A 15062-nucleotide genomic window follows, 5' to 3' on the forward strand; every position below is an offset into this window, starting at 1 on the left:
CTGCGGTCTGTCCCGCAAGGTTTCAGAACGAACGCGGCAAACCGAGGATGTGCTCGGCCACGTAGCTGTAGATCATGTTGGTCGAGATGGGCGCCACCTGGTACAGGCGGGTTTCGCGGAATTTGCGCTCAATGTCGTACTCGCAGGCAAAGCCGAAGCCGCCGTGCGTCTGCAGGCAGACGTTGGCCGCTTCCCAGCTGGCCTTGGCGGCCAGGTACTTGGCCATGTTGGCCTCGGCACCTGCGTTCTGGTGGGCGTCAATCTTCTCGCAGGCCTTCCAGCGCATCAGGTTGGCGGCTTCCAGCTCGATGAAGGCATCGGCAATCGGGAACTGCACGCCCTGGTTCTGACCGATGGGGCGGTTGAACACCACGCGCTCGTTCGCGTATTTGGTGGCGCGGTCGATGAACCAGTAGCCATCGCCAATGCACTCAGCGGCAATCAGGGTGCGCTCGGCGTTCAGGCCGTCCAGCAGGGTCTTGAAGCCCTTGCCTTCCTCGCCCAGCAGCGCGTCCTCGGGGATTTCGAGGTTGTCGAAGAACAGCTCGTTGGTCTCGTGGTTGACCATGTTCAGGATGGGGCGCACCGTCAGGCCGTTGCCAATCGCCTGGTGCAGGTCGATGAGGAAACACGACAGACCATCGGAGCGCTTTTTCACCTGATCGGCGGGCGTGGTGCGGGCCAGCAAAATCATCAAGTCGCTGTGCTGAATGCGCGAGATCCAGACCTTTTGCCCGTTGATGACCCAGCGGCCATCCTTCTTGACCGCCGTGGTCTTGAGCTTGGTGGTGTCGCTGCCGGTGGTGGGCTCGGTCACGCCCATGGACTGGATTCGCAGCTCGCCCGCGGCGATCTTGGGCAGGTATTTTTGTTTTTGTGCTTCGCTACCGCTGCGCACGATGGCGTTCATCACGTACATCTGGCCGTGGCAGGCGCCCGAGTTGCCGCCGCTGCGGTTGATTTCTTCCATGATGACCGAGGCCTCGGCCATGGTCAGGCCCGAGCCGCCGTACTCCTGCGGAATCAACGCGGCCATCCAGCCGGCCTGGGTCAGGGCATCGACAAACGCCTCGGGGTAGCCACGGGCCTCATCGATTTTTCGGAAATATTCGTCGGGGAACTGGGCACAGAGGGCGCGCACGGCGTCGCGGATTTCCTGGTACTGGTCGGGCTGGTGGGTCATGGTGATTTTTTAAGTGTTTTTGGCCTCTAGCGCTTATGCAGCAATCGCTAGCAGCTATTGATTTGATAGTCTTTAGGCCAGTGTGGCCGTGCCCTGCATGGTCAACCAGCCCTCATGGTCCTGGGCCCACAGCTCCACGGTCTTGCCGTCGGCGGATGGCTTGCCGTGCACGCTGAAGGAATGCAGGTCGAAGGTGGGGCGCACAGCGCGGAAGTCGAAGGTGGCCACCTGTGCGCCCGGCAGGCTGCGGCGCAGCAGGTCCAGCAGCAGCGTGGCGATCAGCGGGCCATGCACGATCAGGCCGGGGTAGCCCTCGACCTCGGTCACGTACTTGCGGTCGTAGTGGATGCGGTGGCCGTTGAAGGTGAGCGCCGAGTAGCGAAACAGCAGCACGTCGTCGGGCACGATGGTGCGCGACCAGGCGGCCTGGCCGTCCAGGGGCGGCTTTTGCGGCGCGGGCGCCGGGTCGCCGGGCTGGGCCGCACTGCGGTAGACGATGTCGTGCTCTTCGGTCAGCGCGAGACCGCTGCCGTTTGAAAACTGGTGCTGCACCAGCACAAACAGCAGCTCGCCCGAGCGCCCTGCCTTGTGTTTGACCGACGCGATGGTGGACGTGCGCTGCACCTCCTGGCCCACGCGCAGCGGGTTGGCGCCATCACTCTGTATTTCCCAGCGCAGGCGCCCGCCCGCCCACATGCGGCGCGGCAGTGGCACCGGCGGCAAAAAGCCGCCGCGTTGGGGATGGCCGTCGGGACCAATCTCGCTTTGCCGGGCGTGCGGCAAAAAATACAGCCAGTGCCACAGCGGCGGCAGCGCGGTGCCGGCGGCGGGTGCCGGGTCGTCACGGTCGAGCGTGGCCGACAGTGCCGCCACGGGCACGGCCGTGAGGGTGTCGCCCAGGGTTTCACTTTGGCCTTGCCAGGTCTGCAGGTGCGCGAGCAGGGCGTTGTCAATGGTGGGTTCTGTCATGGTCGCCATCGTGCGGGCTGGCGGTCGACGGTGCAATCCGCGTTTGTGAAAGCGTGTCTTCGGCGCCCATGAAGCCCTGGCCGCTGCGCAGCTGCTTTCATGCGGCCAAAGCCTGCCCTTGCCATTGCCGAATAGCGCAGCGGGGCCTTTGCGTTCATGCTCACAGCCATTGATTTCCATATCGCTAACGAAGGACGACGAACATGACGCAAAAGATGGTGCAGGACAAGGTAGTGGTGGTCACGGGGGCTGGCGGCGGCATCGGGCGCGACATGGCGCTGGCCCTGGCAGCGGCCGGCGCCAAGGTGGTGGTGAATGACATCGGCACCTCCACCACCGGCGAGGGCACCGACGCCGGCCCCGCGCAGAAAGTGGTCGACGAAATCAAGGCCGCCGGCGGCCAGGCCGTGGCCAACATGGACAGCGTGGCCGAGTCTGCTGCCGCCGGCCACATCGTGCAGTGCGCGCTGGACCACTTCGGCCGCATCGACGGCGTGGTCAACAACGCCGGCATCCTCCGCGACCGCTTCTTTCACAAGATGAGCCTGGACGAGTGGGACGCGGTGATCAAGGTGCACCTCTACGGCAGCTACTTCATGGCCCGCGCCGCTGCCAACCATTTCAAGGAGCAGGAAAGCGGCGCCTTCGTGCACATGACCTCCACGTCGGGCTTGATCGGCAACCTGGGCCAGGCCAACTACAGCGCCGCCAAGCTGGGGCTGACGGCCCTGTCCAAGAGCATTGCGCTGGACATGCAAAAGTTCAACGTGCGCTCCAACTGCATCGCACCGTTTGCCTGGAGCCGCATGATCGGCTCCATCCCCACCGACACGCCCGAGCAGCAGGCGCGCGTGGCCAAAATCCAGCAGATGACGCCCAACAAGATCGCGCCGCTGGCCGTGTACCTGCTGTCCGACCAGGCGCAGGACGTGAACGCCCAGGTGTTTGCCGTGCGCAACAACGAAATCTTCTTGATGAGCCAGCCGCGCCCGCTGCGCTCGGTGCACCGCAGCGAAGGCTGGACGCCCGAGTTCATCGCCGAGCACGGCATGCCCGCGCTCAAGGCCTCTTTCGTGCCGATGGACCGCTCGGCCGACGTGTTCAGCTGGGACCCCGTCTGACCCCGGGAGCGGCTCCATGCCCATCGACTACCACCACCTGAAGGCGCACGACTTTGGCGTGATCCGCCAGTCGTACACCGAACGCGACACCATGCTCTATGCGCTCAGCCTCGGGCTGGGCAACGACCCGCTGGACGCCGCCGCCCTGCCCTTCGTCTATGAGGGCCTGGAGGCCGGGCTGCGCGCCCTGCCCACGCAGGCCGTGGTGCTGGGCTACCCCGGCTTTTGGGCGCGCGAGCCCGACACAGGCATCGACTGGGTGAAGCTCTTGCACGGCGAGCAGCGTGTGCGCTGGCACCAAACGCTGCCTGCCAGCGGCGACGTGGTGGGCCACAACCGCATCACGCACCTGACCGACAAGGGCGAAGGCAAGGGCGCCATCATGATCACGGAGCGGCGCCTCGAATCCGCCGCCGGCGAGCTGCTGGCCACCGTGCAACAAGTGACCTTCTTGCGCGGCGACGGCGGCTACAGCCAGCGGGGCGGCGGCCAGCCCAGCGATGCACCACTGCCCGCGCTGCAACCCACGCCCGAGGACCGCGCGCCCGACTTCACCGACACGCAATCGGTCCGCCCCGAGGCGGCGCTGCTGTACCGCCTGATGGGCGACACCAACCCATTGCACGCCGACCCGGCCGTGGCCACCAAGGCGGGGTTCGAGCGCCCCATCCTGCACGGCCTGGCGAGTTACGGCCTGGTGGCCCACGCGGTGCTGCGCCAGTGCGGCGGGGGCGATCCCGCGCGCCTGAAGGCGCTGGACATCCGCTTTGCCGCACCGGTGTACCCGGGCGAAACCCTGGTGACCGAGATCTGGCGCGTACCGGGCCAGGCGGGGCAATTCCAGCTGCGCGCACGCGTCGCCGAGCGCGACAAGGTCGTCATGAGCCACGGGTTTGCCGAGCTGGCCTGAACTATCAAAAAGTGAGCTTTCGGTGCTTTCCACACAAGCGCCATAGCCATTTTTAATCAAAAACCATCCCAGGAGAACGCCATGAGCGCATCCCCCGTGTTGACCTCGGTGCTGGACGGCATCGGCACCATCACCCTGAACCGCCCCGAGGCGCGCAACGCGCTCAGCATGGACATGCGCCCGGCGCTGGCCGACGCGATAGCGCAGATGCGAGACGACGCGCAGGTGCATGCCGTCATCCTCACCGGCGCGGGCGGTGCCTTTTGCTCGGGCGGCGATATCTCGGCCATGCTCGACACCAGCCGCACGGGCCTGGCTTTTCGCAAGGGAATGCGCGAGCTGCACCAGTGGTTCCCCGAGCTGGTGAACCTGGAAAAGCCCGTGATCGCCGCGGTGGACGGCCCCGCCTTTGGTGCCGGCCTGAGCCTGGCGCTGGCGGCCGACTTTGTGCTGGCCACGCGCCGCGCCAAGTTCTGCGCGGTGTTCGGCCGCATGGGCCTGGTGCCCGACCTGGGCGCCCTGCACTTGCTGCCGCGCATCGTGGGCCAGCAAAAGGCCAAGGAGCTGGTCTTTACCGCGCGCACCGTCGATGCCGATGAGGCCCAGCAGCTCGGCATGGTCTACGACATCGTCGAAGACGGGGCCGCGCTGACCGAGGCCGCGCTGGCGCTGGCGCGGCGCTTTGGCCAGGCGTCCACGGCCGCCATCGGGATGGCCAAGACCATCATGAACCAGTCCTTCGAGAGCGATGCGCGCACCATCGCCGAGCTGGAGTCCTACGCCCAGGCCATGTGCCGCAGCTCGCCCTACCACCAGGACGCAGTGCAGCGCTTCAAGGCCAAGGAGCCGCTGCGCTTTGACTGGAATAAAAAGTGACCCCCCTGAGTCGCCTTCGGCGCCATCCCCCCAAGGGGGGACGACGCCAGTGGCCTGGCAAAGCCAGTTCCACGGCGTCCGCTGGCGCGGCTTGCTCCGCGGTCACCGGACGGGTGAGGGCGCGCCCGTTTCAGCGGTTGCAGGCGGCGCGAAGCGCTGGGGAATACTGACATGAGTCTCTTGGCCGATCGGTTGCAAGATTTGATCCGCCCCGGTGACACGCTGTGGTGGGGCCAGGCCACGGCCGAGCCGCTGACGCTCACGCGCGCGCTGGTGGCGCATCGCCATGCGCTGGCGCAGGGTGGGCGGCTGCGGGTGTTTGTGGGCATTGGCGCGTCGGACACGCTGCAGCCCGAGCAAGCCGATGCCATCGATTTTTTTGGCTACGCGGCGGGCGGACCGCACCGCAAGCTGGCAGAAGCGGGTGTGCTCGACATCCTGCCCAGCCACTACTCCCACCTGCCGGGCTTGATCGGCGCGGGCGTGCTGCCGGTTGACGTGGTGCTGCTGCAGGTCTCGCCGCCCGATAGCGAGGGCCGCTATAGCCTGGGGCTGGCGCAGGAATACCTGCCCGCCGCGATCGAGCGCGCGCGCGTGGTGATCGGTGAGGTCAACCCCGCCATCCCGTGGACCCACGGCAGCCTGCACCTGCAGGCCAGCGACTTCGCGCTGCTCATCGACGCCGAGCACCCGCCGCTGGACCAGAGCCGCAGCGCGCCCGGACCGGTGGAGCAGGCCATCGCGCGGCATGTGGCGGCTCTGGTGCAAGACGGCGCCACACTGCAATTGGGCATCGGCAACCTGCCCGAGGCCGTGCTGGCCGCGCTGCACAGCCACCGCGACCTGGGCCTGCACAGCGGCGCGGTGGGCGACGGCATTGCCGCCCTGGCCGAGGCCGGTGTGCTGACCAATGCGAAAAAGAGCCTGGACAATGGCGTAGGCATTGGCGGCATCCTGATGGGCAGCGACAGATTGCGCCGCTGGGCGCACCGCAATCCGCAGTTCGCCTTGCGCGGCACCGACTACACACACGACCCCGAGGTGCTTGCCGCCAGCCATCAGCTGGCCGCCATCAACGCGGCCATCGAGGTGGACCTGACGGGCCAGATCAATGCCGAAGTGGCCGCTGGCGTGTATGTGGGCGCCGTGGGCGGCGCGGTGGATTTTTTGCGCGGCGCAGCGCGCAGCCACGGCGGCCTGCCCATCGTGGCGCTGCCCGCCACCACCAAGGGCAAGACGCGCATTGTGGCGCAGCTGTCCGGCCCGGTGAGTACGCCACGCAGCGACGCGGGCCTGATCGTCACCGAGCATGGCGTGGCCGACCTGCGCGGCCAGCCGCTGTCGCGCCGCGTGCGCCGCCTGATCGACATTGCCGCCCCCGAACACCGCGAGGACCTGGAACGCCAGGCCCACGAAACACTGCGCCGCTGTGGCGCGGCGTTTCATCAAAATTGATAGCTAGTGGCGCTTGCTCAATAAGCGCCAGCAGCCTTTTTATTCATATTTCAAGGAGCAACACCATGCGCAGAGCCGCCATCGTCACCCCCGTTCGCACCCCCGTCGGCACCTTCGGCGGAAGCCTGCGGCCCGTACCCGTCGAGGAGCTGGCAGCCACCACCGTGCGCGCCGTGGTCCAGCGCAGCGGCATTGACCCGGCGCGCATCGACGACGTGGTCATGGCGCAGTCGTATGCCAACAGCGAAGTGCCTTGTGTGGGCCGCTGGGCCGCGCTGCAGGCAGGGCTGCCGGTGTCGGTGCCGGGCATGCAGCTCGACCGCCGCTGCGGCGGTGGCCTGCAGGCCATCGTCACGGCCGCGATGATGGTGCAAAGCGGCGCCGCCGACGTGGTGATTGCTGGCGGCGTGGAAAGCATGAGCAACATCGAGTACTACAGCACCGACATGCGCTGGGGCGCACGCTCAGGCAACGTGCGCTTTTTCGACCGGCTGGATCGGGGCCGCGAGCGCTCGCAGCCGGTGGAGCGCTTCGGCAAGATCTCGGGAATGATCGAGACGGCCGAGAACCTGGCGCGCGACTACGGCATCACGCGCGACGAGGCCGACGCCTATGCCCTGCGCAGCCACCAGCGTGCGGCGGCCGCCTGGGAGGCGGGGCGCTTTGCCGACGAGGTCGTTGCCGTGCCCGTGCCCCAGCGCAAGGGCGACCCGATTCTGTTCAGCCAGGACGAGGGCTTCCGCCCCGAAACCACACCCGCCAGCCTGGCCAAGCTGCGCGCGCTGATGCCAAACGGCACCGTGACGGCCGGCAACGCCAGCCAGCAAAACGATGCCAGCGCCGCCTGCCTGATCGTGGCCGAGGACAAGCTGGCCGAGTTGGGCCTCACGCCCATGGCCACGCTGGTGGGCTGGGCGGCGGCGGGCTGCGAACCCTCGCACATGGGCATCGGCCCGGTGCCTGCCGTCAAAAAGCTGCTGGCGCGGTTGAACCTCCAGATCGACGACATGGACCTGGTCGAGCTGAACGAGGCCTTTGCCTGCCAGGTGTTGGCCGTGCTCAAGGGCTGGGAGTGGCAGGACCAGGACGCGATTGCGCACAAGCTCAACGTCAACGGCTCGGGCATCTCGCTGGGCCACCCCATCGGCGCCACCGGCGTGCGCGTTCTGGCCACGCTGTTGCATGAGCTGCAGCGCCGCAAGGGCCGCTACGGGCTGGAAACCATGTGCATTGGCGGTGGCCAGGGCATCGCGGCGGTGTTCGAGAGAGTCTGAATACGCCCCCTCTGGGGCGCCCCGCGCTGTCGGGCGGCCCCTGCCCGTCAGTCCTGATTCCAGTTCTCAACTCGCTCGTATTTCACGCGTCTGGGGCTACGCGCATCGCAGTGCACGGCATCACAGACGCAACGTCCTAAGAAGACCTGAACCCCGGCTTTGGCAAAAGCAGATTCCCACGGCACGGGTTGACGTTCACCATCGCAGTTCACAAGATCTATAGGAGACAAACCATGCGTTCTTCCCGCCGCCGCCTTGCCCTTGCCGCCCTGGCCCTGGCGCCCCTTGCCTTGGCCCTGTCCCCCGCCGCCGCGCAGGACACGCAGCCCGTGCGCCTCATCGTCGGCTACGCCGCGGGCGGCCCCGTCGACCAGGGTGCGCGCCTGTTTGGCCAGGCCTTGTCCAAGGAGCTGGGCTTGCCGGTCACGGTGGAGAACAAGACCGGTGCCAACGCCACCATCGCCGGCAGCGAGGTGGTGCGCGCCAAGCCCGACGGCCTCACGCTGTGGTTTGCCGCCAGCCCCACCATCACCATCAGCCCCAACGTGATGACCAAGATGCCGTTCGATCCGGCCAAAGACCTGGCGCCCGTAGCACCCATCCTGAGCTACTACAACGTGCTGGTTGTCAACAATAACGAGCCCTACAAGAACACACGCGAACTCGTGGCCCATGCCAAGGCCAACCCCGGCAAGCTGGCCTATGGCTCGGCGGGCGTGGGCGGCTCCAACCACCTGGGTGCGCTGCTGTTTGCCAAACGCAGCGGTATCGAGATGAACCATGTCCCCTACCGGGGCAACGCGCCGGCCATGACCGACGTCATTGGTGGTCAGCTCAACATGATGCTGGACATCATCAGCACCGCCAGCACCTATATCCAAAGCGGCAAGGTGCGCGCACTCGCCGTCACCTCACCGCAGCGCAATGCCTCGCTGCCCGACGTGCCCACCTTCGCCGAATCTGGCATCGAGGGCCTGCAGGGCTTTGACGTGGGCGGCTGGTACGGCGTCTATGGCCCCAAAGGCATGGCGCCCGAACTGGTGACCAAGCTCAACAAGGCCGTCAACGCGGCCTTGGCCCAGCCGGATCTGAAAAAGCGCTACAAGGAACTGGGCTATGACGAGTGGACCGGCAGCCCCCAGAAGCTGGCCGAACGCGCCGCCAAGGAGCGCGCCATGTGGGCCACCGTGACCCAGGGCATCGTGGTGGATTGAGGGGCTATGAGCGAACGCATTCACCAGTTGCTCGATCGCTGGCTGATCGAAGCGCCCCAGCGCCCTTTCATTCACCTGCCGGACGGCACCAGCCTGAGCTTTGCCGATCTCGGTGCGCTCACTGACACAGCGGAGGCCGAGCTGCGCGCGCTGGCTGTGCGCCCTGGCGACCGGGTGCTGGTGGTGGCCGAAAACTGCCCCGAGCATGCCGCGCTGATCCTGGCCTGCAGCCGCGTGGGCGCCTGGTCCTGTGGCGTCAACGCGCGCATGGCCACTGGCGAGATCGATGCCTTCGCCGCCAAGGCCGATGCCCGCGTGGTGTATTTCACTGCCAGCGCGTCGCGCAGCGCTGCCACGCACGCGTTGCGTTACAGCGCCGTAGCCTCTTCCCTGCTGGGCATGCAGCACAGCGCCGTGCGCGCCGACGCGCAGCCTGAGTCCGGGACCCTGCGCGATGAGGTGGCCGCGCTGATCTTTACCTCGGGCACCACCGGCGCGCCGAAGGGCGTGATGGTGACGCACGAAGGTCTGGCCCTGTTCGCGCGCGTGTCGGCGGGATCGCGCCAGCTGGGACCGCAAGACCGCAGCTACGCCTTCGTGCCCATGACGCACATCTTCGGCTTGGGCACCGTGCTGATGGCATCGCTGCACGCGGGCGCACAGCTGGTGATGCGGCCCCAGTTCGATCCCGCCGACCTGCTGGATGCGCTGGCGCACCACGGCGTCTCACAGCTGCAGGGCCCGCCCGCGCTGTACGCGCGCCTGCTGGCGTGGCTGCAGGAGCAAGGCATCGCCCGCCCCGTGGCGCCCGCACTGCGGTATGTGTACACCGGCGCGGGCCCACTGGACCTGACGCTGAAACAGCGCATCGAGGCGGCCTTCGGGCAAACGCTGCACCATGGCTACGGGCTGTCGGAATATGCGGGCTCGGTACACCTCACGCGCCTGTCAGAGCAGCGGCCAGACACCAGTGCAGGCTACGTGGTGGAGGGCGCCGAGGTGCAGGTCACCGACCCTCTTACCGGCCAACCTTTGCCCGTCGGTGAGCGCGGCGAGCTATGGATACGTGGGCGCGGCCTGATGGCCGGCTACTTCCGCGACCCGCAAGGCACTGCCGCCGTGATGCGCGATGGCGGCTGGTACGCCAGCGGCGACCTGGGCGAGCGGCATGCCGACGGCGCGCTGTCCGTCGTCGGGCGCCTCAAGGAAATGATCATTCGCTCGGGCTTCAACGTCTATCCGGCCGAGGTCGAGCTGGTACTGAACCAGCTGCCCGGCGTGCAGCGCAGCGCTGTCGTCGGCCGCCCGGAGCAAGACGGCAACGAGGAGGTCATCGCCTTTGTCGAGCTGGCGTCTGGCGCCCGCTGGGACGAAGCCGCTGCACGCACTCTTCTGCGCGAGCATCTCGCGCCCTACAAACAGCCGAGCCACATCATCACGGTGACCGAGCTGCCCACAAGCCACAACGGCAAGGTGCTCAAGCGCCAGCTGCAAGAGCGCGCCGCCACCCTTTAAGGAGACACACCATGACCACCCCCTCGATCCCCTCCATCACGCGCCGCCATCTGGTTGCGGGCGGCCTGCTGGGCGCAGCCACACACGCGCTGCCGTCTTTGGCAGCCGATGCCTGGCCGAGCAAGCCTGTGCGCTTGATCGTGCCCTTCCCGCCCGGCGGGCCCGTGGACACCACGGCCCGCGTCGCGAGTCAAAGGTTGTCCGATATCTGGAAGATCCCGATGGTGATCGACAACCGCGCGGGCGCGGGCGGCGTGGTGGGGGCCCAGGCCGCAGCCCGCGAAGCACCCGACGGCTACAGCCTGTTCATGGGGGCCATCCACCATTCGGTCAACCCCGCGCTGATGGGCAACCTGCCCTACGACATCGAGCGCGATTTCGCGCCCATCAGCTTCGCCGCCATGTTCCCCGTGTTCATCGTGGCCCATCCGTCGGTGCCTGCCAACACCATCCAGGAGCTGATCGCGCTGGCCAAGAAGGGCACGCCGCTGGCCTATGGCTCTTCGGGCAACGGCGGTGGCACGCACCTGGCAGGCGAGCTGTTCAACATGGAGGCAGGCACCAAGCTGCAGCACATTCCCTACAAGGGCAGCGCACCGGCGATGAACGACCTGCTGGGCGGGCAGGTGCAGCTGATGTTCAGCGACGCGCCCACGGCGCTGCAGCACATCAAGTCCGGCCGGGTGAAGGTGTTGGGCGTGGCCAGCCGCCAGCGCTCTGCCATGCTGCCCAATGTGCCCACGGGCGTGGAGTCGGGCCTGCCGGGCTACGAGGCGTATTCCTGGGCGGCCCTGTTCGCCCCCGTCAAGACACTGCAGGCCGTGCTGGACAAGATCAACGCCGACTTCAACACCGCCTTCAACGACCCCGCCGTGCGCCAGCGCCTGCTGGAGGCCGGCGCCGAGGCCGATCCCGGCACGCAGGAGCAGATGCGCAAGCGCCTGCGCAGCGAGCTGGAGAAATGGGCCAAGGTCATCAAGACGGCAGGGATCACCGCTGGCTGACACCCCGCCAAAGACGCCCTTTCAGATTGCCGAATTGAAGCCACCCGGTGACAGGGGCATGCTGTGCCCTACACCGCAGCCCTGCCCAAACTCCTTATGCACCTGAGCGCACATTCACACTACCAGGCCGAGCTCGATGCCGGCCGCTTCTGCATACAGCACTGCCCGCAGTGCCAACGCCATGTCTTCACCCCCCGCGAGCTGTGCCCGCACTGCGGCGCGAGCGGCCTGCGCTGGGTGCGCGCCGGCGGCCTGGGCACCGTCTATTCCACGAGCACGATCGCGCGCAAAGTGGATGCTGGCGGCAACTACAACGTGGCACTGATCGACCTCGATGAAGGCGTGCGCATGATGAGCCGCGTGGAGGGCGTGGCGCCCGAGGCCGTGGCGATGGGCCAGCGCGTGCAGGCCCATGTGGCCCACAAGGACGGGCGCGGTCTGGTGCTGTTCACGCCAGTGCGCGAAGGGGGTGCCCCATGAGCCGCGTGCCCTCATCCCACCTGGACGCCGCTGCCGTGAACCGCCCGCTGCGCGGCCGCGTGGCCATCGCTGGCGCCGCTACCTATGGCTGCGGCGAGTCGCCCGGCATGGACGATATGACGCTGCTGGTGCGCGCCGCGCAGGCGGCCGTGGCCGATGCGGGCCTGACGATGCAGGACATTGACGGCCTGGCCACCTGCAGCGTCAACGCCAGCATGTGGACCATGCCGGTCATCGAGCACCTGGGCATCAATCCGACCTATGTGGACGGCACCATGATCGGCGGCAGCAGCTTCATCGCCCACCTGCTGCCCGCGATGCGCGCGCTGGAGGCCGGTCAGTGCAAGGCCGTGCTGGTGTGCTACGGCAGCGCACAGCGCTCAGCCAGCTTCGGGCGCAAGGAAAGCGTGGCGGCACGCCGCTTCATGGACCCGCAGCCTTACGAAACCCCGTACGAGCCGGTGCTGCCTGTCACGGCCTACGCGCTGGCCGCCGCGCGCCACATGCATGAATTTGGCACCACACGCACGCAGCTGGCCGAGGTGGCCGTGGCCGCGCGCGCCTGGGCGCAGATGAACCCCGAGGCCTTCATGCGCGACCCGCTCACCATCGAGGACGTGCTCTCGGCCCGGCCCATTGCCAGCCCGCTCACCGTTCGCGACTGCTGCCTGGTGACGGACGGCGGCGGTGCCATCGTGCTCACGCGTGCCGACCGTGCACGCGACCTGCCCAAGCCTCCGGTCTATGTGCTGGGCAATGCCACGGCGATCTGGAACCGCCAGATCTCTTGCATGCCGGACCTGACCACAACGGCGGCCGCGCAATCGGGCGCCCAAGCCTTCGCGATGGCGGGCCTGCGTGCCGCCGATATGGACATGGCCCAGGTGTACGACGCCTTCACCATCAACACCCTCCTGTTTCTGGAGGACCTGGGCTTTTGCGCCAAGGGCGAGGGGGGCGCCTTCGTGCAGGGCGGTGGCATCGCGCCCGGTGGGCGACTGGCCGTCAACACCAACGGGGGCGGCCTGTCGTGTGTACACCCGGGCATGTACGGCATCTTTGCGCTGATTGAGGCCGTGCGCCAGTTGCGCGGCGAAGCGGGCACACGCCAGCTCGGCCACCACCGCACGGCCGTGGTGCATGGCAACGGCGGCACGCTGTCGAGCCAGTCCACCGCCGTGCTCGGCACGGCCGAAGCTCTATGACACCCCCTGAGTCGCTTCGCGCCTTCCCCCTCTCTCACGCTGCGCGTGGGAGGGGGACGCAGCCAGCGCGGCGGGGCGGCCCTTGCGCGGCTGCCCGCGCAGGGGGCGCGTCGGCTCAACAGGTTGCGGGTGGCGCACAGCGCTTGGAACAAACTGAAATAAAGAAAGTGAAGTACATATGATCCGCGACCCTGAAATTTTGGAAGCCCTGCTCGACAGCGTGCGCCGCTTTGTGCGCGAGCGCCTGGTGCCCGCCGAAAACGAAGTGGCCGAGACCGACGAGATTCCCGAAGCCATCGTGCAGGAGATGCGCAACCTGGGCCTGTTCGGCATGACCATTCCCGAGCAGTTCGGCGGCCTGGAGCTGACGATGGAAGAGGAATGCCGCGTGCTGCTGGAGCTGTGCCAGACGGCACCGGCCTTCCGCTCGATCATCGGCACCACGGTGGGCATTGGCTCGCAGGGCATCCTGATGGACGGCACGCCCGAGCAGCAGGCCGAGTGGCTTCCCAGGCTGGCCACGGGCGAGGTCATTGCCTCGTTCGCGCTGACCGAGCCCGAGGCCGGATCGGACGCGGCCTCGCTGCGCACCACGGCCATCCGTGACGGCGACCACTACATTGTCAACGGCACCAAGCGCTACATCACGAATGCGCCGCACGCCGGCATGTTCACGCTGATGGCGCGCACCAACCCCGAGGACAAGGGCGCGGGCGGCGTGTCCTCATTCATCGTGGATGCCAAGACGCCCGGCATCAGCTTTGGCAAATACGACAAGAAGATGGGGCAGCGCGGCGCCCATACCTGCGACGTGATCTTCGATAACGTGAAGGTGCCGGCAGGCAACCTGATCGGCCTGCAGGAGGGCCGAGGGTTCAAGACCGCGATGAAGGTGCTGGAAAAAGGCCGCATCCACATCGCCGCAGTGGCCGTGGGCGTGTCCAAGCGCATCCTGCGCGATGCGCTGCAGTACGCACTGGAGCGCAAGCAGTTCGATCAACCGATCTGCGACTTCCAGCTGGTGCAGGCCATGCTGGCCGACAGCCAGGCCGAGCTGTACGCGGCCGAGTGCATGACCCTGGACGCCGCGCGCCGCCGCGACGACGGCCACAACGTCTCCACCGAGGCCTCGTGCGCCAAGATGTTTGCCACCGAGATGTGTGGCCGCGTGGCCGACCGCGCGGTGCAGATCCTGGGCGGCGCGGGCTACATGGCCGAGTACGGCATCGAGCGCTTTTACCGCGACGTGCGCCTGTTCCGCCTGTACGAGGGCACGACGCAGATCCAGCAGATCATCATCGCGCGCAACATGGTGCGCGAGGCACGCAACGCATGAGCCGCCCGGCCGTTCCAGCGGCTCAGCGCACCGCAGCCGGTCAGGGCCAAGTCACTCCAGTGAGCGCTGATGGGGCAGCACCGGTGGACCGCAGCGCCTTCATGCGGCTCATCGGTGCCGCACAGGTGCCCGCGCCACAAGGGAAAGTGCATGTGCGCCTGCCCCACCTGCGCGTGGAGCTGCTCAACCAGCTGCCGGCCGCGCACGGCGGCGTGGTCATGGCACTGCTGGATTCGGTGATGTCGCGCGCCGCGGGCGAGCTGCCGGATGCGCCCTCGCAGACTGCTGTGACGGTGGAGATGAGCAGCCGCTTTCACCGCCCGGCACGCGGCGCGCTGCTGGCGGAGGGCTGGGTGGTGCACGCCAGCCGCAGCCTGTGCAGCTGCGCTGCCCAGCTGATCGACGAACAGGGCCAGGTGGTGGCCACGGCCAGCGGCACCTTCAAGTACTGGCTGGCGCCGGTGACCTGGAGCTCCATCGAGTGAATATCAGGTAAAAAGTGGCTCCAGCGCTTGTATTG

General features: G+C 67.4%; 14 protein-coding genes. 12 read left to right on the top strand and 2 right to left on the bottom strand.

Annotation, left to right across the window (positions count from 1 at the left end):
- Positions 1 to 22 precede the first annotated feature (22 nt).
- A complete protein-coding gene (locus CLU85_RS22565; protein ID WP_100412231.1) occupies positions 23 to 1183 on the bottom strand; it encodes an acyl-CoA dehydrogenase family protein in 1161 nt (386 codons plus the stop codon).
- Between the two features lie 72 nt (positions 1184 to 1255).
- On the bottom strand, positions 1256 to 2161 hold the full coding sequence (locus tag CLU85_RS22570) for a MaoC family dehydratase N-terminal domain-containing protein (protein WP_100412232.1): 906 nt from the start codon (positions 2159 to 2161) through the stop codon (positions 1256 to 1258).
- Positions 2162 to 2355: 194 nt separating this feature from the next.
- Between CLU85_RS22570 and CLU85_RS22575 the strand changes: the two genes are divergently transcribed.
- The 12 genes from CLU85_RS22575 (at position 2356) to CLU85_RS22635 (ending at position 15027) form a co-directional block, all read left to right on the top strand.
- Entirely contained in the window at positions 2356 to 3273 is a 918-nt protein-coding gene (locus CLU85_RS22575; RefSeq protein WP_100412233.1) for an SDR family NAD(P)-dependent oxidoreductase, read from the top strand.
- A gap of 16 nt (positions 3274 to 3289) precedes the next feature.
- Positions 3290 to 4183: a MaoC/PaaZ C-terminal domain-containing protein gene (locus CLU85_RS22580; RefSeq protein WP_100412234.1), complete on the top strand. Its 894-nt coding sequence runs from the start codon at positions 3290 to 3292 to the stop codon at positions 4181 to 4183.
- Between the two features lie 81 nt (positions 4184 to 4264).
- Positions 4265 to 5059 carry an enoyl-CoA hydratase/isomerase family protein gene (locus tag CLU85_RS22585; protein WP_100412235.1) on the top strand — a complete coding sequence of 265 codons (795 nt, stop codon included), beginning with the start codon at positions 4265 to 4267 and terminating at the stop codon, positions 5057 to 5059.
- 171 nt (positions 5060 to 5230) lie between these two features.
- Complete coding sequence (locus CLU85_RS22595) at positions 5231 to 6514, top strand: acetyl-CoA hydrolase/transferase family protein (RefSeq protein ID WP_100412237.1); 1284 nt, start codon at positions 5231 to 5233, stop codon at positions 6512 to 6514.
- Between the two features lie 65 nt (positions 6515 to 6579).
- Positions 6580 to 7788 (top strand): acetyl-CoA C-acetyltransferase, encoded by a 1209-nt coding sequence (locus CLU85_RS22600; RefSeq protein WP_100412238.1) that lies wholly within the window; start codon positions 6580 to 6582, stop codon positions 7786 to 7788.
- 233 nt (positions 7789 to 8021) lie between these two features.
- The gene (locus CLU85_RS22605; protein WP_100412239.1) at positions 8022 to 9002 is read left to right on the top strand and encodes a tripartite tricarboxylate transporter substrate binding protein; all 981 of its coding nucleotides are present in this window, start codon (positions 8022 to 8024) and stop codon (positions 9000 to 9002) included.
- Between the two features lie 6 nt (positions 9003 to 9008).
- Entirely contained in the window at positions 9009 to 10517 is a 1509-nt protein-coding gene (locus tag CLU85_RS22610; RefSeq protein WP_100412240.1) for a class I adenylate-forming enzyme family protein, read from the top strand.
- An 11-nt stretch (positions 10518 to 10528) separates the two neighbouring features.
- Positions 10529 to 11521: a tripartite tricarboxylate transporter substrate binding protein gene (locus CLU85_RS22615; protein ID WP_100412241.1), complete on the top strand. Its 993-nt coding sequence runs from the start codon at positions 10529 to 10531 to the stop codon at positions 11519 to 11521.
- 96 nt (positions 11522 to 11617) lie between these two features.
- On the top strand, positions 11618 to 12001 hold the full coding sequence (locus tag CLU85_RS22620; RefSeq protein ID WP_100412712.1) for a Zn-ribbon domain-containing OB-fold protein: 384 nt from the start codon (positions 11618 to 11620) through the stop codon (positions 11999 to 12001).
- On the top strand, positions 11998 to 13206 hold the full coding sequence (locus CLU85_RS22625) for a thiolase (protein ID WP_100412242.1): 1209 nt from the start codon (positions 11998 to 12000) through the stop codon (positions 13204 to 13206). Before CLU85_RS22620 ends, CLU85_RS22625 begins: the two co-directional genes overlap by 4 nt.
- Positions 13207 to 13384: 178 nt before the next feature.
- Positions 13385 to 14542, top strand: coding sequence for an acyl-CoA dehydrogenase family protein (locus CLU85_RS22630; RefSeq protein ID WP_100412243.1), 1158 nt, complete (start codon positions 13385 to 13387; stop codon positions 14540 to 14542).
- Between the two features lie 101 nt (positions 14543 to 14643).
- Positions 14644 to 15027 carry a PaaI family thioesterase gene (locus CLU85_RS22635; RefSeq protein WP_100412713.1) on the top strand — a complete coding sequence of 128 codons (384 nt, stop codon included), beginning with the start codon at positions 14644 to 14646 and terminating at the stop codon, positions 15025 to 15027.
- Positions 15028 to 15062: the final 35 nt, after the last annotated feature.

The sequence above is a fragment of the Acidovorax sp. 69 genome (assembly GCF_002797445.1).
GTDB lineage: Bacteria > Pseudomonadota > Gammaproteobacteria > Burkholderiales > Burkholderiaceae_C > Acidovorax.

Coding starts and splice junctions, on each gene's coding strand:
- CLU85_RS22630 (WP_100412243.1), top strand. CDS start 13,385: ATGATCCGCGACCCTGAAATTTTGGAAGCCCTGCTCGACAGCGTGCGC.
- CLU85_RS22585 (WP_100412235.1), top strand. CDS start 4,265: ATGAGCGCATCCCCCGTGTTGACCTCGGTGCTGGACGGCATCGGCACC.
- CLU85_RS22620 (WP_100412712.1), top strand. CDS start 11,618: ATGCACCTGAGCGCACATTCACACTACCAGGCCGAGCTCGATGCCGGC.
- CLU85_RS22610 (WP_100412240.1), top strand. CDS start 9,009: ATGAGCGAACGCATTCACCAGTTGCTCGATCGCTGGCTGATCGAAGCG.
- CLU85_RS22625 (WP_100412242.1), top strand. CDS start 11,998: ATGAGCCGCGTGCCCTCATCCCACCTGGACGCCGCTGCCGTGAACCGC.
- CLU85_RS22575 (WP_100412233.1), top strand. CDS start 2,356: ATGACGCAAAAGATGGTGCAGGACAAGGTAGTGGTGGTCACGGGGGCT.
- CLU85_RS22580 (WP_100412234.1), top strand. CDS start 3,290: ATGCCCATCGACTACCACCACCTGAAGGCGCACGACTTTGGCGTGATC.
- CLU85_RS22605 (WP_100412239.1), top strand. CDS start 8,022: ATGCGTTCTTCCCGCCGCCGCCTTGCCCTTGCCGCCCTGGCCCTGGCG.
- CLU85_RS22565 (WP_100412231.1), bottom strand. CDS start 1,183: ATGACCCACCAGCCCGACCAGTACCAGGAAATCCGCGACGCCGTGCGC.
- CLU85_RS22615 (WP_100412241.1), top strand. CDS start 10,529: ATGACCACCCCCTCGATCCCCTCCATCACGCGCCGCCATCTGGTTGCG.
- CLU85_RS22570 (WP_100412232.1), bottom strand. CDS start 2,161: ATGGCGACCATGACAGAACCCACCATTGACAACGCCCTGCTCGCGCAC.
- CLU85_RS22600 (WP_100412238.1), top strand. CDS start 6,580: ATGCGCAGAGCCGCCATCGTCACCCCCGTTCGCACCCCCGTCGGCACC.
- CLU85_RS22595 (WP_100412237.1), top strand. CDS start 5,231: ATGAGTCTCTTGGCCGATCGGTTGCAAGATTTGATCCGCCCCGGTGAC.
- CLU85_RS22635 (WP_100412713.1), top strand. CDS start 14,644: ATGCGGCTCATCGGTGCCGCACAGGTGCCCGCGCCACAAGGGAAAGTG.